Here is a 26,599-nt window from a genome sequence, read left to right on the forward strand (position 1 = left end):
TTCACCCAGCTGGACCGAGCCGCCCCACGACGCCGATGTCGTGGGGCGGTTCGCGTTCAGTCGAGTTCGTCCAGCACCTCTCGCGTGTCGGCGCCGAGCGGCCGCACGGCGCCGGACGCGCCGAGTGCCGTGCGGGACATCGCGATCGGGATCCGGGCCGCGCGGTACCGCGCCGCTGCGCCGGGCGTCGCGGAGTGCGAGAGCTCGACGAGCATGCCGCGGGCCTCGGTCTGGGCGTGCGTGCGCGTCGTCCACGGCACGTTGACCGGTGCGCTCGGCACGTCGATCGCGTCGAGGCGGCGCACCAGCTCGTCGGTGGGTAGCGTGCGCGTCCAGTCCGCGATGGCTTCGTCGATCTGCTCGGCCGCCGCGACGCGCGCTGCCAGGTCCGGGTAGCGCGCGGCGAGCTCCGGCCGGCCGAGCACGCCGCACAGCCGGTCGAAGTGTGCCTGGCTCAGCCCCATCACGACGACCCACCCGTCGGCCGACGGATACACGTTCAGCGGCGCGCCACGCAGGTCGGTGTTGCCGGTGCGGTGCGGGTACCCCTCGTCCTCGTACTGGTCCAGCGGCTCGTCCCACAGCAGGTTGGTCATGACGTCGAACATCGAGACGTCGACGAACTGGCCGACACCGTGCGCGTCTCGCTGGCGCAGCGCGGCCAGGATCGCGACCACCGCGTAGACCGACGCGGCGTGATCGGCGACGGGAAACCCCGGGGCGACGGGGGCACCGTCCGGGAACCCGGTCTTGGCGATCGCGCCGGACATCGCGGCGACCAGCAGCGCCATGCCGTGCCGCTCGCGGAACGGCCCGTCGTGCCCGTAACCGGTGATCGAACAGTGGATCAATCGCGGGTTCGCGGCACTCAACACGTCATAGCCCAGGCCCAGGGCCGCCATGACGTCGGGACGGAAGTTCTCGACGAGCACGTCGGCCGTACCCACCAGGCGCAGCAGCCGCTCGCGGCCCTCCGGGCTGGTGTAGTCGAGCTCGACGCTGAGCTTGCCGTGATCGCGCTTGGCGTGGCTCAGCGCGATGTCCCGCGGCCCGCGGCGGTCGTCGTCGATCGACCCGTCCTCGTGCAGGAACGGAGGCAGCTGCCAGCTGGAGTCGCCGCCGGGCTTCTCGACGCGGATCACGGTGGCGCCCAGTTCGGCGAGGGTGAGCGAGCACAGCGGGCCGGAGATGACCCGGCCCAGGTCGAGCACCGTCACGCCGGCGAGCGGGGCGGGCAGCGGCGCGCGGGCGCTGTCGTCTGGTCTCATGTGAGGCGATGCTAAACAACCAAACAAGCGATTGCTAGGGAGGCGGGCGATGCGTAGGGTCTCGGACATGTTCACCAGCGAACCCGTGCGCGAGGACGAGATCGTCAGCTCGCTCCGGGACGGTGTGCTGCGCCTGCGGATCGACCGGCAACAGCGCGGCAACGCGATCTCGCCGCCCCAGCGCGACCGGCTCGCCGCGCAACTCGACGCGGCCTCGACCGACCAGCGGGTGCGCGCCGTCGTGCTCACCGGATCGGGTGATCGGCACTTCTGCACCGGCGGCGACCTGCGCCACGAGGGGGCCGCGCCCCCTGATCCCGATGCGCCGCGGCCGGTGGGCGACATCGTCAACCTGATCACGCACGGCATGCACCGGCTGATGGCGGCGGTGCTGGACTGCACCAAGCCGGTGCTCGCCGCCGTGAACGGCACCGCCGCCGGGATCGGCGTGCACCTCGCGCTGTGCTGCGACCTGGTGATCGCCACGCATGAGGCGACGTTCATCGAGATCTTCGCCCGCCGCGGCCTGGTCGCCGACGGCGCCGGCGCCTACCTGCTGCCCCGCCTGATCGGACCGCAGCGGACCAAGGAGCTGATGTTCTTCGCCGACCCGCTGACCGCGCCCGAGGCCGAGCGGATCGGGCTGATCAACCGTGCGGTGCCGCGCGCCGAGTTCGCGGCCCTCGTCGAGGAGTGGGCGCAGCGGCTCGCGAACGGACCCACCGTCGCACTCGGCCTGATGAAATCGCTCGTCAACCACGCCCTGGACCAGGACCGGGGCAGCGCGCTGCGCGAGGAGGCGCTCGCGATCGAGGTCAACTCGCGCGCCGAGGACTTCACCGAAGGACTGCGCGCCTTCGTCGACCGCCGTCCGGTCTCGTTCTCCGGGAAGTAGCGATGAGTGCACCCATTTCGTTCGGCTTCGCGGCGCAGGACGCCGTGATCGTCACCGGCGCTGCCAGCGGGATCGGCCGGGCGACCGCGCTCAACGCGGCGCGGCTCGGGCTGGCCGTGATCGCCTGGGACCTGGACGAGGCGGGCGTCGCCGCGACCGCCGAGACGATCCGGGCGTCCGGTGGACGGGCCGCCGCGGTGCCGGCCGACGTCACCGACCAGGCCCAGGTCGAGGACGCGCTCGCGCGGTCGACCGGGTTCGGCCGGGTGCGCTACCTGGTGAACAACGCCGGCCCCGCCAGCGCGTCCGAGCTCGAGTTCGACGCCGCGCTGACCATGGCGGTCGGCAGCATGCGGCGGGTCACGATGAGCTGGCTCGAGCGCGCCGCGGCCCCGGAACCCGCGCTGGTGAACGTCTCGTCCGTCGCCGGCAACGTGATCGGCACGGCGCCGGACTGGTACCCCGCCGCCAAGGCGGCGATCATGGGCTACACCAGGCACCTGGCGGCATATCGCAGCGACGACGTGCGGGCGAACGCGGTGGCACCGGGCATGACGGACACGCCGCGGCTGCAGGGCTTCGCCGCGAGCGACGTGGGACAGCGGGTACTGCAGCGCGTTCCGCTGCACCGGCTGGGGACACCGGAGGAGATCTCCTGGGCGATCCTGTTCCTGCTCTCGCCGCTGGCGTCGTACATCAACGGCGTGCTGCTGACCGTCGACGGCGGCTGGACCGTGACGCAGTAGGCGGGATCGCCTGGTCGCAGCTACCAAACAAGCGCTCAACCGGTACGATCCGGCAAAGCGGAACGGAGTTCGGTCCGCTCCGGTCGGGAGGCAACGAAGATCATGGTCGAGACGCAGAGCCGGCGCGCGCAGATCCTGGCCAGCGCGGCAGAACTGTTCGCGCGCAAGGGTGTTGGCGCCACCACCGTGCGCGAGATCGCGGACTCGGTAGGCGTGCTGTCGGGCAGCCTCTACCACCACTTCGAGTCCAAGGACGCGATCGTCGACGAGGTGCTCGGCGACTACCTCGACGCGCTGCGTGCTCGGTACGCCGAGGCCGTGGCCCGCGGCACGAACGCAGCCGACTGTGTGCGGCAACTCGTGCTCGCCTCCCTCGAGGTGGCCGAACAGCAGCCGTTCGCCACCGCGATCTACCAGAACGAACTGCACTACCTGCGTGAGCAGCCGCGCTTCAAGCAGGTGCAGACCGCGGCCGCCGCGGTGCAGAAGACCTGGCTCGCAGTGATCGAAGCAGGCGTCGCCAACGGCGAGTTCCGCAGCGACATCGAACCGCGCGTGTTCTACCGGCTGATCCGTGACGCCCTGTGGCTCTCGGTGCGCTGGCACCGCCCGAACGGCGACTACCCCACGACGACCCTCGCCGAGGACGTCACGTCCGTCTTCCTCGACGGCTACACGGCGCGGCGCAAGAGCGCCGCCCGTTCCCGCACCGGCAGCACCCCCAAGCGGGCCGTCAAACGTTAGGAGCGCACGTGCCACGGCCGGACGACCCGCAGCCGACCCGCCTCGGCATCACCATCCCGCTGGACCTCCCGCTCGCCGAACACCCACCGGTGCTTCGTGCGCTGCAGGCGGCGGGCTACAGCGACTTCTGGACCGCCGAGACGGCCCGCTGCGACGCGTTCGGCCCACTCGCCCACGCCGCGGCGGTGATGGCCGACGCGCGCTTCGGCACCGCGATCGCCTCGGTGTACGCGCGCGGTCCGGCTGCGCTGGCGATGGGTGCGGCGGCGGTCGGCGAGGCCGCACCCGGCCGGTTCGTACTCGGCATCGGGGCCTCGTCACCGACGCTGGCGACGGACTGGAACTGCGTCGCGTTCGAGCGGCCGCTCGCCCGGGTCAGGGACACCGCGCGGTTCCTGCGGGCGGCGCTCGCCGGCGAGCGGGTCGACGCCGCCTACGACACGTTCGCGGTGCGCGGCTTCCGGCTGGAGCGCCCACCCGCCGACGTGCCGCCGGTGCTGGTCGCCGCGTTACGTCCCGGCATGCTGCGCGTCGCGGCGCGGGAGGCGGACGGGGCGGTACTGAACTGGCTGGCCGCGCACGACGTTCCGCTCGTGCGCGCGCACCTGGACGAGGACTCCATCGTGACCGCGCGCATCTTCTTGTGCCCCTCGACCGAGCGTGCCGTGGTGCGCAACGCGGCGCGGCGGTTGATCGCCACCTACGCGAGCGTGCCCGCCTATGCGCGCTTTCACGAGTGGCTCGGCCGCGGTCCCGCGCTCGCCCGCTGCTGGGACGCCTGGGCCGCCGGCGACAAGCGCGCCGCCGCGGCAGCCGTGCCCGACGAGGTGGTCGACGCGCTGATCGTGCACGGGCCGGTGGCCGAGTGCGCCGCGCGGGTGCGCGAGTACGTCGCGGCCGGGGTGGACGTCCCGGTGCTGAAGTTCCTGCCGCTCGACCCCGCGCGCGAGCTGATCGGTGACGCGCTTGCGGTCGGCTCAGCGCTGGCCGGCGCGCGTGGCTGACCGCGCCGAGGTGCCGCTGCGGCGCATCGCGGCATTGCTGGCGCAGCAGCTACCGCAGGTCCGGCCGCCGCTGCGGTTCACCCGGCTGGCCGGCGGCAACTCGAACCTGACCTACCGGGTGCAGGACGCGACCGGCGCGTCCTGGGTGCTGCGCCGGCCACCGGTCGGCGGCGCGCTGGCGACGGCGCACGACGTGCTGCGCGAGGCGCGGGTGCTGCGGGCGCTCGCCGGATCGCCGGTACCGGTTCCGGGCGTGCTGCTGACCTGCGCGGACGAGACGGTCGCCGCGGCACCGTTCGTGCTGATGGAGTACGTCGCGGGCACCGCGTGCGCCGGTGCCGAGGACGCCGCACGGCTGTCGGTGGCGCAGCGGCAGGCGGCCGGCCTGGCGATGGCACAGACCCTGGCGGACCTGCACGGCGTCAATCCGGACGACGTCGGGCTGGGCGAGTTGGGCCGGCGCGAGAGGTACGTCGAGCGGCAGTTGGCGCGCTGGCACGCGCAGTGGCACGCGGACCGCAAGCGGCCCCTGCCCGCGCTGCAGGCCGCCCACGACAGGCTGCGCGCGTGCGTCCCGGAGCAGCGCCGGGTCGCGCTGGTGCACGGTGACTTCCGGCTGGACAACTGCATCGTCGGAGCCGACGGATCGGTGCGCGCGGTGCTCGACTGGGAGATCTGCGCCCTCGGTGATCCGCTCGCCGACCTCGGCGTGCTGCTGGCGTACTGGGCCGAGCCGGGCGACGAGCTGTGCGCGCTGCAGGATCCGCCCACGCGGGTCGGCGGCTTCCCGTCCCGCGCCGAGCTGCTGTCGGCGTATCTGGCCGCAGCCGGGCGCGATCCCGATGCGAACGTCGACTTCTTCGTGGCGTTCGCGTGGTGGAAGCTGGCCTGCATCGTCGAGGGCGTGTACTCACGGGCCACCCGGACCCCGCCGGCCACCGGCCGCACCGCGCAGAGCTACGCCGACCAGGCCGCCCGGCTCGCCGCCCACGCGCTCGAGCTCGCCGCCGCGCTCTGACCCGCTCGTGCCACCGGGTGCGCCGCAGGTTGCACACACTCGGGTCAGGAGAGCCGCTCGAGCACCATCGCCATGCCCTGCCCGCCGGCGGCGCACATCGTCTCCAGGCCGATCTGCTTGTCGCGCCACTGCAGCGCGTGGATCAGCGAGGTGGTGATCCGCGCCCCGGTCATGCCGAACGGGTGCCCGACGGCGATGGCGCCGCCGTGCACGTTGACGATGTCCTGGTCCAGACCGAGCTCGCGCACGCACGGCACCACCTGGGCGGCGAACGCCTCGTTGATCTCGACCAGGTCGAGGTCGGAGACGCTCATGCCCGCGTTGGCCAGTGCGTCGCGAGTGGCCGCGATCGGCGTGACCCCCATGATCTCCGGCGAGATCGCCGCGACACCGGTGCTGACGATTCGCGCCAGCGGCGTGACGCCCAGCTCTGCCGCCCGCACGTCGGACATGATCACCAGCGCGGCCGCCCCGTCGTTGAGCGGGCACGCGTTGCCGGCCGTCACGGTGCCGTCGGCACGAAAGCTCGGCTTCAGCGCGGTCAGGCCCGCCAACGTGCTGCCGGAGCGAGGGCAGTCGTCGGCGTCGATCACGGTTCCGTCCGGGCTGGTCACCGGCGTGATGTCCCGCGCCCAGAACCCGTCGGCGATCGCCTTCTGCGCGTTCGTCTGGCTGCGCAACGCGAACTCGTCCTGTGCGAGCCGGCTGACGTCGTAGCGCTGGGCGACGTTCTCGGCGGTCTGGCCCATCGCGACGTACACGTCGGGCAGCGTGCCGCTCACGCGCGGATCGACCCACCCGTCGGAAGCCCCCGTCGCCCGCGCCGCCGTGCGCGCTTCGGCCGGCGCGAACAGGCTGTTGTGCGTGCCGGGCATGCCGTCGGCCTTGCCGGCGGCGTAACGAGACACGGACTCGACGCCGGCCGAGACGAACACCGAGCCTTCCCCGGCCCGGATCGCGTGCAGCGCCATCCGGGTCGACTGCAGGCTGGACGCGCAGTAGCGCTGCACGGTGGTGGCCGGCAGGTCGTCGCGGCCGAGCAGCACCGCCACGACGCGGGCCAGACCGTGGCCCTGCTCGCCTGCCGGCTGTCCGCAGCCGAGGATCAGCTCGTCGACGTCCGCCGGATCCAGCTCCGGAACCTGGGCGAGTGCGGCGCGGACCATCGCCACGGCCAGATCGTCGGCGCGCAGGTCGCGCAGCGATCCCTTGTACGCTCGGCCGATCGGCGAGCGGGCGGCGGCGACGACGACGGCTTCAGGCATGAGCATCCCTGCGCAGTTCGAACTTGAGCACCTTGCCGGACGCGTTGCGGGGGAGGGCGTCCACGATGACCACCGACGCCGGAACCTTGAAGTTGGCCAGCCGCTCGCGGCAGAACGCGATGATCTCGGCTTCGCTCAGGCTCATGCCCGGCCGCGGGATCACGTAGGCGCGGCACACCTCGCCGAGCCGCTCGTCCGGCACGCCGATCACCGCGGCCTCGGACACCTTCTCGTGCCGGGTGATCGCCTGCTCGATCTCGGCCGGGTAGGCGTTGAACCCGCCGACGACGAACATGTCCTTGAGCCGGTCGGTGATGCGCAGGTTCCCGTCCGGCCTGATCACGCCGACGTCGCCGGTGTGCAGCCAGCCGTCGGCGTCTATCGCGGCCGCGGTGGCGTCGGGGTCGTCGAAGTAGCCCCGCATCACGTTGTAGCCGCGCACCAGCACCTCGCCGCTCTGCTCCGGCGGCAGCGGCCGGCCCTCGGCGTCGGCGACGATCACCTCGGTGCCCTCGATCGCGGTGCCGACGGTGCGCGCGATCGTCTCGGAGTCGGCGTCCGGGTCGCCCACTGTCGCGGTGCCGCACGACTCGGTCATCCCGTAGGCGATCACCACCTTGGGGAACAGTTCGGTGCGCATCCGCTCGACCAGCGCGACCGGAACCACCGACGCTCCGGTGATGGCCAGCCGCAGCGAGCCCAGGTCGGCGCGTTCGCGGGCGGGGTGGTCGAGCATCGACGAGTACAGCGTCGGCGGGCCGGGGACGACGGTGATCTGCTCTGCACTGATCGCGGCCAGGGCGCGCTCGACGTCGAACACCGGCTGCGACACGATGGTGGCGCCCTGGATCAGGCAGGCGAGCAGGCCCGCCTTGTACCCGAACGTGTGGAACAGCGGGTTGATCAGCAGGTAGCGGTCACCCTGGCGTAGCCCGACGCCGTCGATCCACGCGTCGTACACCCGGATGTTCTGGCCGTGCGTGGTCATCACCCCTTTGGGCCGCCCGGTCGTCCCAGAGGTGAAGAACATGTCCGAGAGGTCATCCGGCGTCACCTGCGCCGCGCGGTTCAGGACGTCGGCCACCGGAACCGATTCCGCGCGGGCCAGGAAGTCCTGCCAGTCGCCCGCTCCCGCGTGCAGGTCGATCACCTCGGCGAGCGCGGGCAGGCCGACGACTGGGCGGTGCCCGTCGTCCGGCGCGCTCGCACGCAGCATGGCGAGGTAGTCGTTGCCGAGGAATCCGTTGTCGACCAGCAGCAGCCGGGCGCCGCTCTTGCCGATGATCCAGCGCGCCTCGTCGCCCTTGTACCGCGTGTTCACCGGCACCAGCACCGCTCCGGCCATGACCGCGCCCAGCGAGGCGACCACGAAGCGGTGGCCGTTGGGCGCCCAGAGTGCGACCCGGTCGCCGTGCCGCACGCCGGACGCGATCATCGCGGCGGCGCACCGCTGCACCTGCTCGCCGAGTTCGGCGAACGTCCAGCGCACATCGTCGTCGATGAAGGCTTCCTGGCCGCCGTAGGCGACGCGTGCGTGTGCCAGGACATCGGGGATGGTGCGCGAACCGGGCATGATGCAGTCGTACCTCCGTACGGGGACGTCCGATACTCTAGCGGCTCGGAGCAAGCGCTTGGTAGGCTATCTCGCATGGCCGAGGCATTCATAGTCGAGGCCGTCCGCACGCCGGTGGGCCGGCGCGGCGGCGGTCTGTCCCACGTCCACTCCGCCGATCTCGGCGCAGCGGCGATCACCGCGTTGATGAATCGCTCGGGCATCGACCCGGGTGCCGTCGAGGACGTCGTGTTCGGCTGTGTCGACACGCTCGGGCCGCAGGCCGGTGACATCGCCCGGACGGCCTGGCTGGCCGCCGGGCTCCCGGACCACGTGCCTGGCACGACCGTTGACCGCCAGTGCGGTTCGTCCCAGCAGGCCGTGCACTTCGCGGCGCAGGCGGTGCTGAGCGGCACCGCGGACGTGGTCGTCGCGGGCGGGGTGCAGAACATGAGCGCCGTGCCGATCGGCTACGCGATGACGGCCGGGCAGGCGCTCGGCTTCGAGGACCCGTTCCGCGGCTCGGTCGGCTGGCAGCAGCGCTACGGCGACCAGGAGGTCTCGCAGTTCCGCTCCGCGGAGATGATCGCCGAGAAGTGGGGGATCACCCGCGACGCGATGGAGCAGTTCGCGGTGCGTTCGCACGAGCGCGCCTTCGCCGCGCAGGCCGAGGGGCGGTTCGACCGCGAGATCGAGCCGGTGTTCGGGCTCGCCGTCGACGAGGGCCCGCGCGTGCCCGACTGGGCGAAGATTCGCTCGCTACCGCCGCTGGTCGAGGGCGGCAGGGTGACCGCCGCGGTGTCCAGCCAGATCTCGGACGCCTCGGCCGCGCTGCTCATCGTGAACGAGCGCGGGCTGCGCACGCACGGGCTGACACCGCGTGCCCGGATCCATCACCTGTCGGTGCGCGGTGCCGACCCGGTGTGGATGCTGACCGCGCCCATCCCGGCGACGGCGCACGCGCTCGCCAAGACCGGGATGAACATCGGTGACTTCGACCGCATCGAGATCAACGAGGCGTTCGCGTCGGTGGTGATGGCCTGGCTCGCCGAGACCGGTGCCGACGAGGACCGGGTGAACGTCAACGGCGGCGCGATCGCGCTCGGGCACCCGCTCGGTGCCACCGGCGCCCGGCTGATGACCACGCTGCTGCACGAACTGGAGCGCACCAGCGGCCGTTACGGTCTGCAGACGATGTGCGAGGGCGGCGGCCAGGCCAACGTCACCGTCATCGAACGACTCGGCTGAGGAGCGCAGGTGGACAACCCGGTCGAGTTCACGGGGCGGGTTGCGGTCGTCACCGGCGGCACCCGCGGCATCGGCCTGGCGATTACCCGGGCGTTCCTGGCCGCGGGCGCCGACGTCGTGGTCTGCGGGCGCACCTCGCCCGCAGAGTTGCCTGCGGCGTCCGGCCGCACCGCATCGTTCGTCGCCGCCGACGTGCGCGATCCGGAGCAGGCGCGCGCCGTCGTCGATGAGGCGGTCGCGCGGCACGGACGGCTGGACGTGCTGGTGAACAACGCGGGCGGCTCGCCGAACGCCGATTCGGCAACCGTGTCACCGCGCTTCGTCGAGCGGATCGTCGCACTCAACCTGCTGGCCCCGTTCTACGTCGCGCAGCCGGCGAACGCGGTGATGCAGCAGCAGGACTCCGGCGGCGCGATCATCAACATCGGCAGCGTCGCCGGACGCGATCCCGAGCCGGGAACCGCGGCGTACGCAGCCGCGAAGGCCGGCCTGGCGCACCTCACCCGCGGGCTCGCGCTGGAGTGGGCGCCGAGGGTGCGGGTCAACCACATCACCACCGGGCTGATCCGCACCGACAGCGCTGCGGAGTACTACGGCAAGGACGGCGGCGCGTCGGTCGCGGCGACCATCCCGATGGGGCGGCTGGCCGAGCCGGCAGACGTCGCGTCCGCCTGCCTGTTCCTCGCCTCGCCGCTGGCCGCCTACGTGACCGGAGCGGACCTCGCCGTGCACGGCGGCGGGGAGATCCCGGCGCGCTACCTCGCGGCGCGGCAGGCCGACCGGTCGTGAGCACGCTCGACGACCTGCTCGCCAAGCAGGCGATCGGCGAGATCGTGCTGCGCTACTGCCGTGGCATCGACCGGCTGGACCTGGATCTGGTGCGCTCGGCGTACCACCCGGACGGCATCGATCACCACACCGGGTTCGACGGCACGATCGAGGAGTACCTGGTCTGGGTCGCTTCCGCGCTGCACCGGCTGGGCGGCACGATGCACCTCGTCGGCAACCAGTTGATCGAACTGCACGGTGACGACCTGGCCGTTGCCGAGACCTACGGGACAGCCGTGCATTGGGGCGATCCGCCCGACGACCCGCAGCGCAACTTCACCAGCGGTTTCCGGTACGTCGACCGGATGGAACGGCGCTCCGGCAGGTGGGCGATCGCTGAGCGGTGGGCGGTCCGGGAGTGGACCCGCTCGGATGCCGGCCTCGCCCTGACCAAGGAAGGCGCCGGGCCGAGCGGCAGGCGCGATCGCACCGATCCGCTGTACCACGCGCTGGGCCGGCGCTGACGGATCGACGCCGCTGCGTGGTGACGTCCACACCCGGTCGTCAAACAACCAAGCGCTTGCTACGCTGCGGTCGTAGACGTACTTCGACGGGACGGCGGGACACGTGGCTGACAAGCGAATGACCGAGGACGAGGTGATCGGCCGGCTCCGCTCCGGGATGACCGTCGGCATCGGTGGCTGGGGTTCGCGGCGCAAGCCGATGTCACTGGTGCGGGCGATCCTGCGCTCGGACCTGCGTGATCTGACCGTGGTCTCCTACGGCGGCCCGGACGTCGGCCTGCTCTGCGCGGCCGGCAGGGTCAAGCGGCTGGTCTACGGCTTCGTCTCGCTGGACTCGATTCCGCTCGAACCGCACTTCCAGGCCGCCCGCCAGGCGGCCGCGATCGAGGTCACCGAGTACGACGAGGGCATGCTGCAGTGGGCGTTGTACGCCGCCAGCATCCGGTTGCCGTTCCTGCCGACGCGCGCCGGTCTCGGCTCGGACGTGATCCGGGTGAATCCGCAGTTGCGCACCGTGGTCTCGCCGTACGACGACGCCGAGGAGTTGCTCGCGGTGCCGGCGCTGCCCCTGGACGCCGCGCTGGTGCACCTCAACCGCGCCGACGCGTCCGGCAACGCGCAGTACCTCGGCCCGGACCTGTACTTCGACGACCTGTTCTGCACCGCCGCCGAGCAGGCGTTCGTCTCGTGCGAACGCATCGTGCCCACCGCCGAGCTGGCCGAGCTCGGCGGTATCGCCTCGCTGCGGGTGCCTCGCTGGATGGTCGACGGAGTCGTCGAGGCGCCGAACGGCGCGCACTTCACCTCGTGTGCCCCCGACTACGGCCGGGACGAGACGTTCCAGCGCGAGTACGTCGCCGCCGCCAAGGATCCGCAGGCCTGGCAGGAGTTCGTGCACACCTACCTGTCCGGGTCCGAACGCGACTACCAGCAGGCGGTCGCGGCGCGAGGGAACGCAGCATGAGCACTGTGTCCCGTGGCGACGTGTGCGCCGTGGCCTGCGCCGAGGTGTGGCGCAACGACGGCGAGCTCGTGGTCAGCCCGATGGGCACCACGCCGAGCGTCGGTGCCCAGCTCGCGCGCGCCACGTTCGCACCCGACCTGCTGTTCTCCGACGGCGAGGCGACCTTGGTGGCCGGCACCTGGGCCGTCGGCAGCCCGCCGCCCGGACCTGCCGAGGGCTGGCTGCCGTTCCGCTCGGTCTTCGACCTGGCCTGGGGCGGAAGGCGGCACGTGATGATGGGGCCCAGCCAGCTCGACCGGTTCGGCAACGCGAACATCTCCGCGATCGGCGACTTCGCCCGCCCCACCCGTCAACTGCTCGGCGTCCGCGGCGCACCCGGCAACACGGTGCATCACCCGACCAGCTACTGGGTGCCGCGCCACACCACGCGCTGCTTCGTCCCGCGCGTGGACATGGTGTCCGGCGTCGGCTACGACAGCGCGGCGAAGGCCGGACCCGCCGCGAGCCGGTTCCTCGACCTGCGCCGGGTGATCACCAACCTGGCGGTGCTCGACTTCGGCGGCCCCGACCACGCCATGCGGCTGGTGTCCGTGCATCCTGGCGTCAGCATCGACGACGTGGTCGCGAACACCGGCTTCGAACTCGCCATCGACGCCGAGGTGCCGCAGACCCGAGAGCCGACGGCCGAGGAGCTGCAGCTGCTGAACGAGGTCATCGACCCGGAGGGCCTGCGCAACAAGGAGGTTCGCGCGTGAGCGACGAGCTGCACCCGGCCCTGCGCACCCGCGCTTGCGAGCTGTTCGGCGTCAAGTTCCCGGTCGTGCAGACCGGCATGGGTTGGGTGTCCACGCCCGAGCTCACCGCCGCCACCGCGAACGCCGGCGGCCTCGGCATCCTGGCCAGCGGCACGCTCACCGTCGCCGAGACCGAGGCCGCGATCCTGCGCACCAAGGAGTTGACGGACGCGCCGTTCGGCGTCAACGTCCGCGGTGACGCCCCGGATGTCGGCGAGCGGGCGGAGCTGCTCAAGAAGCACGGCGTCCGGGTCGCCTCGTTCGCGCTCGCACCCAAGGAGCGGGTGATCCGCGACCTCAAGGACGCCGGCCTGGTCGTCATGCCCTCGATCGGGGCCAAGCGGCACGCGGAGAAGGTGGCGGCGTGGGGCGTCGACGCCGTGATCGTCCAGGGTGGCGAGGGCGGTGGCCACACCGGCAGCGTCCCGACCTCGGTGCTGCTGCCGCAGGTGGTCGACGCCGTGGACATCCCGGTGATCGGCGCCGGCGGGTTCCACGACGGACGGGGCCTGGTCGCGGCGCTCGCGTACGGCGCCGCGGGCGTCGCGATGGGCACCCGGTTCCTGCTCACCAGTGACAGCCCGGTGCCCGACGCCGTCAAGCAGGAGTACCTCAAGCGCGGCGTCAACGACACCGTCGTGACCTCGGTGCTCGACGGCGTCCCGCAGCGCGTGCTGCGCACCGAGCTGGTCGATCAGCTGATCGGCCGCGGCGCCGCCTCGCGGCTCACCCGGTCGGTCAGGCACGCGGTCGCGTTCCAGAAGATGTCCGGCACGCCGTGGCGCGACATCGTCCGCGAGGGCCTGGCGATGAAGAAGACGCACGAGCTGTCCTTGGGCCAGGTGATCATGGCCGCCAACACGCCGATGATGCTGCGCTCCAGCATGGTCGACGGACGGGTCGATCTCGGCACGCTCGCGAGCGGCCAGGTGGCCGGTGTGATCGACGACCTGCCCAGCTGCGCCGAGCTGCTGGCGCGCATCATCGCCCAGGCCGAAGCCGTGCTCGCCCGCATGCAGGCGTGAGCTAGCCCGCCGGCCGGTGCCGGGCCAGCTCGCGCTGCGCGACGGTGCGGATGTGCACCTCGTCCGGGCCGTCCGCGATCCGCAGGATCCGCGCTGTGGCCCACATCCGCGACAGCAGCAGGTCCTCGGTGACTCCCGCGCCGCCGTGGATCTGGATCGCCCGGTCCAGCACTGCGGACGCCACCCGCGGTGCGATCACCTTGATCGCCGCGACCTCGGTGCGCGCGCCCTTCGCGCCGAACCGGTCGACGAGCCAGGCGGTCTTGAGCACCAGCAGCCGGGCCTGCTCGATCTCCATCCGCGACTCGGCCAGTTGCGCCTGCACGACCCCCTGCGCGGCGATCGGCCCACCGAACGCCTCGCGGGACAGGGCCCGGCGGGTCATTTCGGCCAGCGCGCGCTCGGCCATCCCGATGCACCGCATCGCGTGGTGGATCCGGCCCGGCCCGAGCCGGGCCTGCGCGATCGCGAAGCCCTCGCCCTCGCCGGCGAGCAGGTTCGTGACCGGCACCCGAACGTCGGTGAAGGTGATCTCGCAGTGCCCGTGCTGGTCGTGGAAGCCGAACACCGGCAGTGCGCGCACGATCTGGACACCGGGCGTGGCGGTAGGCACCAGGATCATGGACTGCTGGCGGTGCGATGCGGCGTCCGGATCGGTCTTGCCCATCACGATGAGCAGTTCACAGCGCGGGTCGGCCGCTCCGGTCGTCCACCACTTTCGCCCGTTGATCACGTAGTCGTCGCCGTCGCGGACGATCGAGGTGGCGATGTTGCGGGCGTCGGACGAGGCCACGTCCGGCTCGGTCATGCAGAAGCCGGAGCGGATCACGCCGTCCAGCAGCGGTGCCAGCCAGCGCTCCTTCTGCGCTGCCGTGCCGAACAGGTGCAGCAGTTCCATGTTGCCGGTGTCCGGCGCGGCGCAGTTGAGTGCCTCCGGAGCCAGATAGGGCGAGCGGCCGGTGACCTCGGCCAGGTGCGCGTAGTCGAGGTTGGACAGCCCGGACAGGTCGGGCAGGAAGAGGTTCCACAGCCCGAGCGCCCGGGCCCGCGCCTTGAGTTCCTCGACGATCGGCGGCAGGGTGTGATCGTCCGGCCCGGCCGCCCTGCGCTGCTCGGCGTAGTCGGCCTCGGCCGGATGTACCTGCTCGCGCATGAACGTCTCGAGGGTGGCGAGGTGCTCTCGGGCGGCGGCGGACGGGCTCAGCTGCATGGGGTCCCCTGTTCGGCGGTCGGCTGTGACGCCGATCCTAATGACCAAGCGCTTGCTTGATAGGTAGGCTACGTCACATGCACGAGCGGCTGTGGGTCAGCACGATCGGCTTCGGTGCGGTCCCGGTCGCCGACGTGCTCGGCCCGCTCGCCGCGCACGGGATCACGCGCCTCGGCGTGCCGGTCGTCCAGCTCGAGACGGGCGATCGCATTGCCAACCTGGCCGCGCTGCGCTCGTCCGGGTGCAGCGTCCTCGATCTGGTCGAACCGACCGCGTTCACCCTCGACGATCCGGCACGTTGGCCTGCCGAGCGTGACCGGCTGCGGCACTGCGTCGAACTCGCCGCGGCGGTAGCGGCACCGGTTCTGTACCTCACGACCGGGCCGTCGCGGCGGCTGCTCTGGGACGAGGCGGCGGACGCGTTCCGCGACGCGATCGCGCCGGTACGGGCGGACGCCGACGCCGCCGGGGTGCGGCTCGCGATCGAGAACACCACCACGATGCGGGCCGATCTCGGCTTCCTGCACGGCCTCGCCGATACGGTCGAGGCCGCCGCGCTCGCCGGGATCGCCGTGTGCGCAGACCTGTTCGCCGCCTGGACCGACCGCGACCTGCAGGCGGCGATCGCGGCCGGCGCGCAGCGGTTCGCGCTGGTGCAGGTCGCCGACTTCGTGCTCGGCACCACCAGCACGCCGGACCGCGCCGTGCCCGGCGACGGGGACATCGCGATCGGCCGCCAGCTCGGCTGGCTCGCCGAGGCCGGGTACACCGGCCCGATCGAGCTGGAGCTGCTCGGGCCGCGAATCAGCGCAGAAGGGCCGGCCGCGGCGGCGGCGCGCGCGGCTACCATCGTGTCTGCGCTAATGTAGCAAGCGCTTGGTCGACACGTACCCGGATGACACAGTTGGAGGATGTCCGTGGCTGACACGCCGACCGGTCCGGTGCCCGCGCCGCGGCCGCACCCGAACCACGACCTGCTCGCCGGGCGCACCGTGCTCGTGACCGCCGCCGCCGGGACCGGAATCGGCTTCGCGACCGCCAAGCGGTGCATCGAGGAGGGTGCCCGGGTGGCCATCAGCGACCGGCACGAGCGGCGCCTCGGCGAGTCGCTCGAGCAGCTGGCAGCACTCGGTGGCGCCGAGCCGTACTCGGTGCCGTGCGACGTGACGCGCGAGGCCGACGTGCGGCACATGTTCGACGCGGTGATCGCCGAGTTCGGCCGGCTGGACGTCGTGGTCAACAACGCCGGGCTCGGCGGCGAGACCCCCGTCGTGGAGATGACCGACGAGCAGTGGTCGACGGTGCTGGACGTGACGCTCAACGGCACGTTCCGCTGCACCCGCGCCGCACTGCGGCACATGCTGCCGCGCCGCACCGGTGCGATCGTGAACAACGCGTCGGTCATCGGCTGGCGCGCCCAGGCCGGCCAGGCGCACTACGCAGCCGCGAAGGCCGGCGTGATGGCGCTGACCCGGTGCGCCGCGATCGAGGCCGGCCCGCACGGCGTCCGGGTGAACGCGGTGTCGCCGAGCATCGCGATGCACCCGTTCCTCGCCAAGGTGTCCTCGGACGAGCTGCTGGCCGAACTCGCCTCGCGTGAAGCGTTCGGCAGGGCCGCCGAGCCGTGGGAGATCGCCGACGTCATCGTCTTCCTCGCCAGCGACTACTCCTCGTACATGACCGGCGAGGTCGTGTCGGTCAGCAGTCAGCACCCATAGGGGAGTCGATGGCAAACCACGAGGCACAAGGGCGCACCGGAACGCCGTATCCGGTGCCGATCGAGCGCGGCAAGATCCTGGAGTTCGCCGCCGCGACGCGCTCGGCGAACCCGGCGTACTGGACGTCGGACGCACCGGTGGTGCCGCCGACGTTCCTGACCACCCAGCTGTTCTGGCAGGAGTGGGCCGGTGACGACGCGAACCCGTGGCGGCACGTCGAGCTCGACCGCAAGCGCGGCATGCACGCCGAGCAGGAGTACGTGTTCCACGGGCCACCGCCGCGCGCCGGGACCACCCTGACCGCGCAGTCGCGCATCGAGGAGATCTTCACCAAGCAGGGCCGCCGTGGCGGCACGCTGACCTTCGCGGTCATGGTCACCGAGTTCCGTGACGCGGACGGCCGGCTGGTCGCCGAGGCCAGGCTCACCGGCGTGGAGACCGAGCGCGCGCCGGAGGCGGACTCGTGACGCGGCAGCCGCCCGAGCCACTGGTGATCGGGCCACTCACCCGGACCGACTTCGTCCGCTACCAGGGCGCGTCCGGCGACATGAACCCGGTGCATCACGACGAGACGTTCGCCCGCGCCGCCGGCTACGACGCCCCGCTCGCCGTGGGCATGTTCAACGCCGGGCTGCTCGCGACCTACGCGACCGACTGGCTCGGCGCCGAGGCGGTGCGCGGCTTCCGGATCAGGTTCCGCGAACAGGTCTGGCCGGGTGACACACTCACCTGCACGGGCTCGGTCGTACGCGAGTACGAGCGCGACGGCGAGCCGATGGTCGAGGTCGAGCTGGCCTGCACCCGGCAGACCGGGGGTATCGCGGTACAGGCCTGGGCGACGTTCACGCGCGAGGAGGCAGCATGATCAGCTGCACTGTCGACGAGCGCGGGATCGCCGAGATCGTCGTCGACCACCCGCCGGTCAACGCGCTTCCGGTCGCGGGCTGGTTCGAGCTGGCCGAGACGGTCCGCGCGGCCGGCGCCGATCCGGCCGTGCGGGTCGTGGTGCTGCGCGCCGAGGGCCGCGGCTTCAACGCCGGCATCGACATCAAGGAGGTCCAGGCGAGCTCCGGCTTCGAGGTGCTGATCGGCGCGAACCGTGGCTGCTTCGCCGCCTTCGCCGCCGTGTACGAGTGCGCGGTGCCGGTGATCGCCGCGGTGCAGGGCTTCTGCCTGGGTGGCGGAATCGGCCTGGTCGGCAACTCCGACGTCATCGTGGCATCTGACGATGCCACCTTCGGCCTGCCCGAGGTCGACCGCGGCGCGCTCGGTGCGGCCACCCACCTCTCGCGCCTCGTACCGCTGCACAAGGCGCGGGCGATGATGTACACCTCGGCCACCGCCACGGCCGCCGAGCTCGCGGCGTTCGGGTCGGTGCACACGGTGGTGCCACGCGAGCGGTTGCGCGACACCGCGTTGGCCCTCGCCGCGCAGATCGCGGCGAAGGACCCGGCAGTCATCCGGATGGCCAAGGAGGCGTTCAACGGCATCGACCTGTGGGACGTCAAGCGCAGCTACCGCTACGAGCAGGGCTTCACCTTCGAGCTGAACCTGTCCGGCGTGTCCGACCGGCTGCGCGAGGGCTTCGGCGGACCGGGATCGGACGGGCCGCGCTGATGGACCTGCGCTGGTCGGCCGAGGACGACGCCTTCCGCCACGAGGCCCGCAGCTGGCTCGAGGCGCACGTCCCGCACGGGCTGCCTTCCGGCGATACCCGCGAGGGCTTCGTCGCGCACCTGGAGTGGGAACGCGCCCTGTTCGCCGCACGCTGGTCGGCCGTCTCCTGGCCCGAGCGGTTCGGCGGTCGCGACGCCTCGCTGTGGCAGTGGCTGATCTTCGAGGAGGAGTACTACCGGGCCGGCGCCCCGCAGCGGATCACCCAGAACGGGATCTTCCTGCTGGCGCCGACGATCTTCGAGTTCGGCACGCCCGAGCAGCAGGAGCGGCTGCTGCCGCGCATGGCCGCCGCGCAGGACCTGTGGGCGCAGGGCTGGTCCGAGCCCGGTGCCGGCAGCGACCTAGCAGCGGTGTCCAGCCGCGCGGTGCGCGACGACGAGCGCGGCGGCTGGCTGCTGTCCGGGCAGAAGACCTGGACGACGCGCGGCGCGTTCTGCACGCACCTGTTCGGCCTGTTCCGCACCGATCTCGAGGCGCAGCGGCACCACGGCCTCACCTACTTCCTGGTCCCGCTGGACGCGCCGGGTGTGACGGTCCGCGGCTTCGAGCGGCTCGACGGCGACGAGGGATTCGCCGAGGTCTTCCTGGACGAGGTGTTCGTGCCGGATCGCGACGTGCTCGGTGGCGTCAACGAGGGCTGGCGGGTGGCGATGGCCACCACGGGGTCCGAGCGCGGCCTGACGCTGCGCTCGCCCGGCCGCTTCCTGCGCAGCGCCGAGCGGCTCGTCCAGCTGGCCAAGGAACGCGACGAGCCGGCGTTGCGCGATCGGGTGGTGCAGAGCTGGATCGACGCGCAGGCGTACCAGTGGTTCACGCTGCGCCAGGTGACGTCCATCGTCGACGGACGCGCCGTCGGTGCCGAGTCGAGCCTGAACAAGCTGTTCTGGTCCGAGCTGGACGTGCGGCTGCACGAGACCGCGATGGACCTGCTCGGCGAGGAGGCGCAGCTGGACGGCCCGTGGTCGCGCGGCTTCCTGTTCTCCCTCGCCGGACCCATCTACGCAGGCACCAACGAGGTGCAGCGCAACGTCGTGGCCGAGCGCCTGCTCGGGCTGCCGAGGAGGTAGGCCGGGGTGCGGTTCGAACTCGATGCCGACGCGGCGGCGCTGCGCGATGCCGTCGCCGCCGTGCTGACCAAGGAGGTGACCGGCTCGGTGATCCGGGCCGGCTGGCCGGACGGCGACGGCGCCGTCGTGAGTGCCGCATGGCGCAAGCTGGCCGACGTCGGCGTGCTCGGCACGCTCGCCCCCGAAGCGGCCGGCGGGCTCGGGCTCGACCTGAACAGCGCGTTGCCGGCACTGGAGCGGTTCGGGCACAGCGGGCTGCCGATGCCGGTGGTGGAGACCATCGCCGTCGCGGCCCCGCTGCTCGCGGACGCGCGCTCGGACCGGCTCGGCGACGTGCTGTCCGGCACCGCGGTGCTCACCGCGGCTCTCGGCGACAGCGGCCTCGTCCCGTTCGGTGCGGGCGCGGACCTGCTGGTGCTACGCCACGGCGGGCAGCTGCGGCTGTACGAGCGCGGCGAGCTGGCCCTGGAGCCGGTCGATGCCGTTGACGGGTCGCGCGCACTCGCCCGGCGGACCGGCCCGGCCGCCGGCGGCACCGTGCTCACCGACGATCCGGACGAGGTCGAACTCGCCTGGCAGCGCGGTGTTATCGGCACCGCGGCGGTGCTGGTCGGGCTGGCCGACCGGATGCTGGCGATGACGGTCGAGTACGTGCAGCAGCGGCAGCAGTACGGCGTCCCGGTGGGCAGCTTCCAGGCGATCAAGCACGCCTTGGCGTCCGCGCTCGTGGCGGTCGAGTTCGCCCGCCCGGCCGTGCTGGCCGCCGGCTGGGCCCTGGCCGCCGGCGTTCCCGACGCGGACGCGCAGGTGGGCGCGGCCAAGGTGCTCGCGTCCGACGCCGCCCGGCTGCTCGCCCGCACGTCGATCCAGTGCCACGGCGCGATGGGCTACACGACCGAGCACGATCTGCAACTGTTCGCCAAGCGCGCCTGGGCGCTGGCCCCGGACTGGGGCTCGCCGGGCTGGCACCGGGCCCGGCTGGCATCCGCACTGGGAATAGGGGAGTGAGTTCGATGGCCGACGAGGTGCTGTACCAGCGGGACGGCGCGATCGCGCGCGTCACGCTGAACCGGCCCGAGTACCGCAACGCGCAGAACTCGGCGATGACCTACGCACTGGACGACGCGTTCTATCGCGCCGCGGCCGACGACGACGTCAAGGTGATCATCTTGTCCGGCGCGGGCAAGCACTTCTCCGCCGGGCACGACATCGGCACGCCGGGCCGCGACGTGGACACCTCCTTCGACCGGCGCGCCGGGCTGTGGTGGGACCACGTCGGCAAGCTCGGCGGGGAGAGCCGCTACGCGCGTGAGCAGGAGGTGTACCTGGGCATGTGCCGGCGCTGGCGCGAGCTGCCGAAGCCGGTGATCGCGCAGGTGCACGGCGCGTGCATCGCGGGCGGCCTGATGCTCGCCTGGATCTGTGACCTGATCGTCGCCTCCGACGACGCGTTCTTCGCCGATCCGGTGGTGCGCATGGGCATCCCCGGCGTCGAGTACTTCGCGCACCCGTGGGTGATGGGGGCGCGGCAGGCCAAGGAGTTCCTGTTCGTCGGCGAGCGCGTCGACGCCGGGCGGGCGCTGCAGCTGGGCATGGTGAACCGGGTGGTGCCGCGCGAGCAGCTCGAGGCCGAGGTCGACGCGCTGGCCGCGAAGATCGCGACGATGCCGCGTCTCGGTCTCGCCCTCACCAAGAAGGCGGTCAACCAGGCCGAGGACGCGATGGGGCTGCAGGTGGGCATGGACTCGGTGTTCGGGCTGCACCACTTCGCCCACGCGCACAACGCCGAGGCGGGCGTGGACTCACTCGGCGGGCACGACGCACGCTCGATGCGCGACGCCCGCCAGGAAGGGGAGGGAACGTCATGACCGCGATGAGCGACGGGCGCACGGTGATCATCACCGGTGCCGGTCAGGGACTCGGGCGCGAGCACGCCCTCGAGTTCGGCAGGCAGGGCGGCCGGGTCGTGGTGAACGACGTCGGCGACGCGGCCGAGGAGGTGGCGGCGCAGATCCGCGCCGCGGGCGGCACCGCGATCGCCTTCGCCGCCGACGTCAGCGACTGGCAGCAGGCCGAAGCCCTGGTACAGAAGGCGATCGCCGAGTTCGGCACGCTGCACGCGCTGGTGAACAACGCCGGCATCAACCGCGACCGGATGCTGGTCGGCATGTCCGAGGACGAGTGGGACCTGGTGCTGAAGGTCGACCTCAAGGGCCACTTCGCGCCGATGCGGCACGCCGCCGCGTACTGGCGCGACCAGAGCAAGCAGGGCACGCCGGTGCAGGCGCGCATCGTCAACACCAGCTCCGGCGCGGGGCTGATGGGCAGCGTCGGGCAGGGCAACTACGCGGCGGCCAAGGCCGGCATCGCCGCGCTCACCCAGGTCGCCGCCGTCGAGTTCGCGCGGTACGGCATCACCGTCAACGCCATCGCACCCTCGGCCCGCACCCCGATGACCGAGACCGTCTTCGCCGAGCAGATGCGCGCGCCGGAGACCGGCTTCGACGCGATGCACCCGGGCAACGTGTCGCCGCTCGTAGTGTGGCTGGCGAGCGCCGAAGCCGGGGACGTGACCGGCCGGGTGTTCGAGATCGAGGGCGGCACCGTCAGCGTCGCGGACGGCTGGCAGCACGGCCCGCGAATCGAGAAGGACGCGCGCTGGGACCCGGCCGAGCTGGGCGCGCCGCTGCGCGCGCTGCTGAACCGGGCACCCGCGCCGGCACCGGTCTACGGGGCCTGAGCCGGTGGGCGGGCAGGACAACGACGCTGCCGGCGACGCCGCGTTCCGCGACGAGATCCGCTCGTGGCTGGCCGCCAACCTCACCGGCGAGTTCGCCGCACTCGTCGGCAAGGGTGGTCCGGGCCGCGAGCACGAGTTCGTGCCGGAGCGCATTGCCTGGGAGCGGCGGCTCGGTGAGGGCCGCTGGATCGGGATCGGCTGGCCGCAGCAGGACGGCGGGCGCGAGCTGAGCTGGCAACAGCAGGTGATCTTCCATGAGGAGTACGCGCGCGCCGGAGCCCCCGCGCGCGTCGGGCACATCGGCGAGCAGCTGCTCGGCCCGACGCTGCTCATGTGCGGCACCCCGCAGCAGCGCGCCCGGTTCCTGCCCGGCATCCTGACCGGCACCGAGCTGTGGTGCCAGGGCTACTCCGAACCGGAGGCGGGGTCCGACCTCGCCGCGGTCAAGACCCGCGCGGTGCTGCGCGAGGGCCAGTGGCACATCCACGGGCAGAAGGTGTGGACCTCGCTCGCCCAGTTCAGCGACTGGTGCTTCGTGCTCGCCCGCACCGATCCCGGCGAACAGCGCCATCGCGGGCTGTCCTACCTGCTGGTGCCGATGGATCAGCCGGGCGTCGACGTCCGGCCCATCGTCCAGCTCACCGGAACCTCCGAGTTCAACGAGGTGTTCTTCGACGACGCGCGCGCAGCCGAGGCCGACGTCGTCGGTGCGCCCGGCGACGGGTGGCGGGTCGCGATGAGCACGCTCGCCGTAGAGCGCGGCGTCTCGACGTTCGGCCAGCAGCAGGGCTTCGCCCGCGAGTTCGAGGCGGTACTCGCGCAGGCGCGGGCGAACGGCGGCATCGCCGATCCGGACCTCGCGGCGCGCCTGGTCGACGCGTGGATCGGGCTGCGGGTGCTGCGCTACACCGCGCAGGCGACGCTCGGCGTGCCCGCGGGCACCACGCCGGGCACCGAGGCCAACATCGTCAAGCTGCTCTGGGCGCCGTGGCACCAGCGGCTCGGCGAGCTGGCGGTCGACGTGCTCGGCGCGGCCGGCACCGAGGTCGGCCCGGACTACGACCTGTCCGACGCGCAGCGGCTGTTCCTGTACACGCGCTCGGACACGATCTACGGCGGCTCGAACGAGATCCAGCGCAACGTGATCGCCGAGCGGCTGCTCGGCCTGCCGCGGGGATAGCCATGGAATTCACCGATTCACCCGATCAGGCAGAGCTGCGCGAGGTGGTGCGCGACTTCCTGGGCCGGCACGTCACGCCCGAACGGGTCCGCGCGGCCGCCGCCGGGTCCGATGGCTACGACGCCGCGCTGTGGATGCGGCTCTGCGGCGAACTGGGCCTGACCGCGCTGCCTGTGCCCGAGGCGCTCGGCGGTGCCGGGGCGGGCTTCGCCGAGGTCGCCGTCGTCCTGGAGGAGACCGGCCGGGTGCTCGCGCCCGTCCCGTACCTGTCCGGGGCGGTCGCCGCCACGCTGCTGGCGTGCGGCGAGCCGGACGCGGCTCGGCAGTTCCTGCCCGGCCTGGCCGACGGGACGGCGAAGGCTGCGCTCGCGCTCGACGGCGAGGTCACGCTCGAGGACGGCACGGTGAGCGGCACAGCGCGAAACGTGGCCGACGGCGCAGCGGCGGACGTGCTGCTGGTGCGCGCCGTCGACACGCTGGTCGCGGTACGCGCCGCGGACGCTGACGTCGAAGCCGTCGGCACGCTCGATCAGACCCGGCCACAGGCGAACGTGACATTCCGCGCGTCGCCGGCCATCACAGTCGGCGTGCCGGCGGACCTCGCGCAGGACCTGCTGCGGACGGCACTGGCCGTCGAGGCGGTCGGCGCCGCCGACCACTGTCTGGCCGCGACGGTGGCGTACCTGAAGGAGCGCGTTCAGTTCGGCAGGCCCATCGGTCAGTTCCAGGCGCTCAAGCACCGCTGCGCCGGCCTCGCCGTCGAGGTCGAGTCGGCCCGGGCGACCGCGCGCGCCGCGGTGTGGACGGCCGTGCACGATCCCGATTCGCTCGCCGTCGTCGGCCCGCTGGCCAAGCGGCACTGCGCGGACGTGTTCATGCACGTCACGGCCGAGATGATCCAGCTGCACGGCGGCATCGGCTTCACCTGGGAGCACGAGGCGCACCTGTACTTCAAGCGCGCCAAGTCCACCCAGCTGACGGCCGGTACGCCCGCGCAGTTGCGCCGCTTGGTGGGCGAGCGCGCGGGGCTGATCTGACGTGACGTCAGGCGTAGTGCGTGACGCCGTCGAGATCGGTGGCCGTCACCAGCCCGCGCGCCGCCAGCACCTGCAGGTGCGCCCAGGTCTCGATCACGGCGAGCATCCGGTTGAACACGTCGAGGTCGTCGAGCTTGTGATTGCGGCGGGTCCAGGTCAGCCGGCCGGCGACCTCGCGTGCCGTGTGCGCGCCAGCAGCGACCGCGGCGAGCGTGTGCTCGAGCCGGGCGCCGTGATGATCGAGCAGCTGGTCGACACGGGCGTGCACGCTGCCGCCGGCCGGGCCGTGGGCCGGCAGCAGCCGCGCGTCCGGCATCGTCCGCACCAGTAGCAGCGAGGCGAGGTAGGCCCCGAGCGGTGACTCGCCGGGGAACGGCTCGAAACCGATCGACGGGGTGATGTGCGGCAGCACGTGATCGCCGGCGAACAGCACCCCGGCGTCGGCGTCGTAGAAGACCGTGTGGCCCTGGGTGTGGCCGGGCGTGGCGAGCGCGCGCAGCGTGCGGGTGGCCAGCGGGATCTCGGTACCGCCGTGCAGCCACTCGTCCGGCAGCGCCCACGTGGTCGCGGTGACCGTCGGGTCGTCCGGCAGCGCACGCAGCTCGGCAGCGATGTCCGCGGCGCCACAGACGAGCAGTTGATCCTGCTGCCGGACCGGGCGGGCGACCCGGTCGGTGGCCAGCCACTCCATCGCTTCGCGCTCGCCGTCGCCGAGGCTGATCGAGGTGCCCAGGCTGCGGCGGATCGCGACGGCCTGCGTGTAGTGGTCGCGGTGCGCGTGCGTGATCAGGAACCGGGACACCTGCGGCAACGAGTAGCCGATCGAATCGAGCGCCCGCACGAGGGCGTCCTCGCTCTCGGCCAGGGCCCATCCCGAGTCGACGAGCACCAGTCGCTCGGCATCGGCGATCGCGTAGACATTGACCGCGCGCAGTCCGTCGTCCGGCAGCGGCAGCGGGATGCGCCAGATGCCGGGAGCGACCTCGTCGGCCGCGGGCTCGGTCCAGGCCGGTGAACTCATCGCGCCTCGGCCCAGAACTCGCGCCAGCTCGGCCACGCGTCGGGCAGCGTCCCGCGCCCGGTCTGGCTCGCCGGCCAGTTCGCCGGCGGAAGCGCGTTCGGCCTGGTGAGCGGCGCTGCCCCGTACAGCAGGTCGTGCTTGCGTTGCGTGGCGAAGTACCAGGCGCCCTCGTGTCGCGCGTAACGGTCGGTGTAGACGACGGCCTGCTGGTACCCGCTGCCGTCACGGCGGTGCACCTCGACGTGGCAGTAGACGCTGCCGGTGGCGGCGTCCGGCCCGGTCACGTCGATGACGTGGTTGTCGGTGTGCAGGATCACGGTCGCCAGGCCGCGGCCAGGGGTGGCGCCGCGAGTGGCCCGCTCGAAGTGGTCCCGCAGCGCCGCGCGGCCGGTTTCCGCCGTCCCGTCGGCTGCGGGGCGCAGCGGCACGTCGGGCAGGTACAGAGCGGCGAGCGCGTCCAGGTCCAGCCGCGCGTAGGCGTCGGCGTAGCGCGGCGGCAGTGCCCGGATCGCCTCGCGCGCCTCGAGGGTCGCCAGCCTGCTGTTCATGCCGTCGGACTCGCCTGCCAGAACCGCTGCCAGCTCTCCCATCGCTCGGGCAGGTCCGCCTTGGTGATCAGCGGGTTGCCGGGGAACTGGAAGCGACCAGGCACCGTGGTCGGGTTCGCCAGGACGTCCGCTGCGTAGAAGGCGTGCACGCTGCGGCTCTTGAACAGCCACTGCCCGGCACGCCGCTCATAGCGGTCCCAGTACTGCAGCGGCATCACCACCCACAGATCGCCCACCTCATGCTCGGGCCGGCAGTAGAGCACCCCGGTCGCGTGCTCGTCGTCGACCAGGTCGATCACGTGGCCACCGATCAGGTGGAACGTGGTGGTGTACGGGCGCAGCACCGCGTCGAACCAGGTCGCCAGCGCGTCGCGACCCACGCCACCGTCGCCGGTCCGCACGTCGGGGACGAACAGTTCGACCAGGTCGCGCACGTTGCGGCTGTCGAGCGCCAGCGCGTAGCGGGCCACCAGTTGCCGGATCGCCTCCTTCGCTTCGAGGGCGGCGAGGCGGGACTCGATGTCGCTCACGGTGTCGGCCTTCCTGTAGTGATCGACGCGGCGGTACGCTTGCCATCGCTGTCAAA

The 26,599-nt window shown here is 72.3% G+C and carries 29 protein-coding genes; 22 read left to right on the forward strand and 7 right to left on the reverse strand.

Annotated features, from left to right (window positions below; translation table 11 throughout):
* Nucleotides 1-56: 56 nt before the first annotated feature.
* Nucleotides 57-1,268 carry a CaiB/BaiF CoA transferase family protein gene (locus tag M6B22_RS17260; protein WP_269442809.1) on the reverse strand — a complete coding sequence of 404 codons (1,212 nt, stop codon included), beginning with the start codon at nt 1,266-1,268 and terminating at the stop codon, nt 57-59.
* A 49-nt stretch (nt 1,269-1,317) separates the two neighbouring features.
* On the opposite strand from M6B22_RS17260, the gene M6B22_RS17265 reads away from it, so the two are divergent.
* The 5 genes from M6B22_RS17265 (at nt 1,318) to M6B22_RS17285 (ending at nt 5,675) form a co-directional block, all read left to right on the forward strand.
* A complete protein-coding gene (locus tag M6B22_RS17265; protein ID WP_269442810.1) occupies nt 1,318-2,163 on the forward strand; it encodes an enoyl-CoA hydratase/isomerase family protein in 846 nt (281 codons plus the stop codon).
* 2 nt (nt 2,164-2,165) lie between these two features.
* Nucleotides 2,166-2,909 carry an SDR family NAD(P)-dependent oxidoreductase gene (locus tag M6B22_RS17270; protein WP_269442811.1) on the forward strand — a complete coding sequence of 248 codons (744 nt, stop codon included), beginning with the start codon at nt 2,166-2,168 and terminating at the stop codon, nt 2,907-2,909.
* 102 nt (nt 2,910-3,011) lie between these two features.
* On the forward strand, nt 3,012-3,653 hold the full coding sequence (locus tag M6B22_RS17275; RefSeq protein ID WP_269442812.1) for a TetR/AcrR family transcriptional regulator: 642 nt from the start codon (nt 3,012-3,014) through the stop codon (nt 3,651-3,653).
* A 47-nt stretch (nt 3,654-3,700) separates the two neighbouring features.
* Entirely contained in the window at nt 3,701-4,657 is a 957-nt protein-coding gene (locus tag M6B22_RS17280; protein ID WP_407935733.1) for an LLM class F420-dependent oxidoreductase, read from the forward strand.
* Nucleotides 4,650-5,675, forward strand: coding sequence for a phosphotransferase family protein (locus tag M6B22_RS17285; protein ID WP_269442814.1), 1,026 nt, complete (start codon nt 4,650-4,652; stop codon nt 5,673-5,675). The genes M6B22_RS17280 and M6B22_RS17285 overlap by 8 nt, the downstream gene beginning before the upstream one ends.
* A gap of 44 nt (nt 5,676-5,719) precedes the next feature.
* Here the strand turns inward: M6B22_RS17285 and M6B22_RS17290 are convergent, their stop codons facing one another.
* Nucleotides 5,720-6,940, reverse strand: coding sequence for an acetyl-CoA C-acetyltransferase (locus M6B22_RS17290; protein ID WP_269442815.1), 1,221 nt, complete (start codon nt 6,938-6,940; stop codon nt 5,720-5,722).
* The gene (locus M6B22_RS17295; RefSeq protein ID WP_269442816.1) at nt 6,933-8,513 is read right to left on the reverse strand and encodes a FadD3 family acyl-CoA ligase; all 1,581 of its coding nucleotides are present in this window, start codon (nt 8,511-8,513) and stop codon (nt 6,933-6,935) included. Before M6B22_RS17295 ends, M6B22_RS17290 begins: the two co-directional genes overlap by 8 nt.
* 75 nt (nt 8,514-8,588) lie before the next feature.
* Here M6B22_RS17295 and M6B22_RS17300 point away from each other — a divergent pair, with 75 nt between their 5' ends.
* The 6 genes from M6B22_RS17300 to M6B22_RS17325 all read left to right on the forward strand — a co-directional run bounded on the left by M6B22_RS17300 (nt 8,589) and on the right by M6B22_RS17325 (nt 13,815).
* On the forward strand, nt 8,589-9,740 hold the full coding sequence (locus M6B22_RS17300; RefSeq protein ID WP_269442817.1) for an acetyl-CoA C-acetyltransferase: 1,152 nt from the start codon (nt 8,589-8,591) through the stop codon (nt 9,738-9,740).
* A gap of 9 nt (nt 9,741-9,749) precedes the next feature.
* Nucleotides 9,750-10,529: an SDR family oxidoreductase gene (locus M6B22_RS17305; protein ID WP_269442818.1), complete on the forward strand. Its 780-nt coding sequence runs from the start codon at nt 9,750-9,752 to the stop codon at nt 10,527-10,529.
* The gene (locus M6B22_RS17310; protein ID WP_269442819.1) at nt 10,526-11,032 is read left to right on the forward strand and encodes a nuclear transport factor 2 family protein; all 507 of its coding nucleotides are present in this window, start codon (nt 10,526-10,528) and stop codon (nt 11,030-11,032) included. Before M6B22_RS17305 ends, M6B22_RS17310 begins: the two co-directional genes overlap by 4 nt.
* A gap of 103 nt (nt 11,033-11,135) precedes the next feature.
* A complete protein-coding gene (locus tag M6B22_RS17315) occupies nt 11,136-11,996 on the forward strand; it encodes a CoA transferase subunit A (RefSeq protein ID WP_269442820.1) in 861 nt (286 codons plus the stop codon).
* Nucleotides 11,993-12,751 carry a CoA-transferase subunit beta gene (locus M6B22_RS17320; protein ID WP_269442821.1) on the forward strand — a complete coding sequence of 253 codons (759 nt, stop codon included), beginning with the start codon at nt 11,993-11,995 and terminating at the stop codon, nt 12,749-12,751. The genes M6B22_RS17315 and M6B22_RS17320 overlap by 4 nt, the downstream gene beginning before the upstream one ends.
* A gap of 77 nt (nt 12,752-12,828) precedes the next feature.
* Nucleotides 12,829-13,815 carry an NAD(P)H-dependent flavin oxidoreductase gene (locus M6B22_RS17325; protein WP_407935734.1) on the forward strand — a complete coding sequence of 329 codons (987 nt, stop codon included), beginning with the start codon at nt 12,829-12,831 and terminating at the stop codon, nt 13,813-13,815.
* Nucleotide 13,816: 1 nt separating this feature from the next.
* Here M6B22_RS17325 and M6B22_RS17330 read toward each other — a convergent pair whose 3' ends face one another.
* Nucleotides 13,817-15,025, reverse strand: a complete 1,209-nt coding sequence (locus M6B22_RS17330) for an acyl-CoA dehydrogenase family protein (protein WP_269442823.1) — start codon at nt 15,023-15,025, stop codon at nt 13,817-13,819.
* 77 nt (nt 15,026-15,102) lie between these two features.
* On the opposite strand from M6B22_RS17330, the gene M6B22_RS17335 reads away from it, so the two are divergent.
* Genes M6B22_RS17335 through M6B22_RS17385 form a run of 11 tightly spaced genes read left to right on the forward strand, consistent with a single transcriptional unit; the run spans nt 15,103 to nt 24,444 of the window.
* Nucleotides 15,103-15,894, forward strand: a complete 792-nt coding sequence (locus M6B22_RS17335; RefSeq protein WP_269442824.1) for a sugar phosphate isomerase/epimerase family protein — start codon at nt 15,103-15,105, stop codon at nt 15,892-15,894.
* Between the two features lie 42 nt (nt 15,895-15,936).
* Nucleotides 15,937-16,743 (forward strand): SDR family oxidoreductase, encoded by an 807-nt coding sequence (locus M6B22_RS17340; protein WP_269442825.1) that lies wholly within the window; start codon nt 15,937-15,939, stop codon nt 16,741-16,743.
* Nucleotides 16,744-16,751: 8 nt separating this feature from the next.
* Nucleotides 16,752-17,210 carry an FAS1-like dehydratase domain-containing protein gene (locus M6B22_RS17345; RefSeq protein ID WP_269442826.1) on the forward strand — a complete coding sequence of 153 codons (459 nt, stop codon included), beginning with the start codon at nt 16,752-16,754 and terminating at the stop codon, nt 17,208-17,210.
* On the forward strand, nt 17,207-17,608 hold the full coding sequence (locus M6B22_RS17350; protein ID WP_269442827.1) for a MaoC/PaaZ C-terminal domain-containing protein: 402 nt from the start codon (nt 17,207-17,209) through the stop codon (nt 17,606-17,608). Before M6B22_RS17345 ends, M6B22_RS17350 begins: the two co-directional genes overlap by 4 nt.
* Nucleotides 17,605-18,360 (forward strand): enoyl-CoA hydratase family protein, encoded by a 756-nt coding sequence (locus tag M6B22_RS17355; protein ID WP_269442828.1) that lies wholly within the window; start codon nt 17,605-17,607, stop codon nt 18,358-18,360. The genes M6B22_RS17350 and M6B22_RS17355 overlap by 4 nt, the downstream gene beginning before the upstream one ends.
* Nucleotides 18,360-19,487, forward strand: a complete 1,128-nt coding sequence (locus M6B22_RS17360; RefSeq protein WP_269442829.1) for an acyl-CoA dehydrogenase family protein — start codon at nt 18,360-18,362, stop codon at nt 19,485-19,487. The genes M6B22_RS17355 and M6B22_RS17360 overlap by 1 nt, the downstream gene beginning before the upstream one ends.
* Nucleotides 19,488-19,493: 6 nt before the next feature.
* A complete protein-coding gene (locus M6B22_RS17365) occupies nt 19,494-20,495 on the forward strand; it encodes an acyl-CoA dehydrogenase (protein ID WP_269442830.1) in 1,002 nt (333 codons plus the stop codon).
* Between the two features lie 5 nt (nt 20,496-20,500).
* Nucleotides 20,501-21,355 carry an enoyl-CoA hydratase gene (locus tag M6B22_RS17370; RefSeq protein WP_269442831.1) on the forward strand — a complete coding sequence of 285 codons (855 nt, stop codon included), beginning with the start codon at nt 20,501-20,503 and terminating at the stop codon, nt 21,353-21,355.
* Complete coding sequence (locus M6B22_RS17375; protein WP_269442832.1) at nt 21,352-22,227, forward strand: SDR family oxidoreductase; 876 nt, start codon at nt 21,352-21,354, stop codon at nt 22,225-22,227. The genes M6B22_RS17370 and M6B22_RS17375 overlap by 4 nt, the downstream gene beginning before the upstream one ends.
* A gap of 4 nt (nt 22,228-22,231) precedes the next feature.
* Nucleotides 22,232-23,407 carry an acyl-CoA dehydrogenase family protein gene (locus tag M6B22_RS17380; protein WP_269442833.1) on the forward strand — a complete coding sequence of 392 codons (1,176 nt, stop codon included), beginning with the start codon at nt 22,232-22,234 and terminating at the stop codon, nt 23,405-23,407.
* A 2-nt stretch (nt 23,408-23,409) separates the two neighbouring features.
* Nucleotides 23,410-24,444 carry an acyl-CoA dehydrogenase family protein gene (locus M6B22_RS17385; RefSeq protein ID WP_269442834.1) on the forward strand — a complete coding sequence of 345 codons (1,035 nt, stop codon included), beginning with the start codon at nt 23,410-23,412 and terminating at the stop codon, nt 24,442-24,444.
* Nucleotides 24,445-24,451: 7 nt separating this feature from the next.
* Here the strand turns inward: M6B22_RS17385 and M6B22_RS17390 are convergent, their stop codons facing one another.
* From M6B22_RS17390 to M6B22_RS17400, 3 genes are read right to left on the reverse strand one after another with little or no spacing between them, the layout of a single operon-like run.
* Nucleotides 24,452-25,465: an MBL fold metallo-hydrolase gene (locus M6B22_RS17390; protein WP_269442835.1), complete on the reverse strand. Its 1,014-nt coding sequence runs from the start codon at nt 25,463-25,465 to the stop codon at nt 24,452-24,454.
* A complete protein-coding gene (locus M6B22_RS17395; RefSeq protein WP_269442836.1) occupies nt 25,462-26,013 on the reverse strand; it encodes a nuclear transport factor 2 family protein in 552 nt (183 codons plus the stop codon). Before M6B22_RS17395 ends, M6B22_RS17390 begins: the two co-directional genes overlap by 4 nt.
* A complete protein-coding gene (locus M6B22_RS17400) occupies nt 26,010-26,543 on the reverse strand; it encodes a nuclear transport factor 2 family protein (protein ID WP_269442837.1) in 534 nt (177 codons plus the stop codon). Before M6B22_RS17400 ends, M6B22_RS17395 begins: the two co-directional genes overlap by 4 nt.
* Nucleotides 26,544-26,599: the final 56 nt, after the last annotated feature.

Origin of the sequence: Jatrophihabitans cynanchi, assembly GCF_027247405.1 — a bacterium.
Taxonomy (GTDB): domain Bacteria; phylum Actinomycetota; class Actinomycetes; order Mycobacteriales; family Jatrophihabitantaceae; genus Jatrophihabitans_B; species Jatrophihabitans_B cynanchi.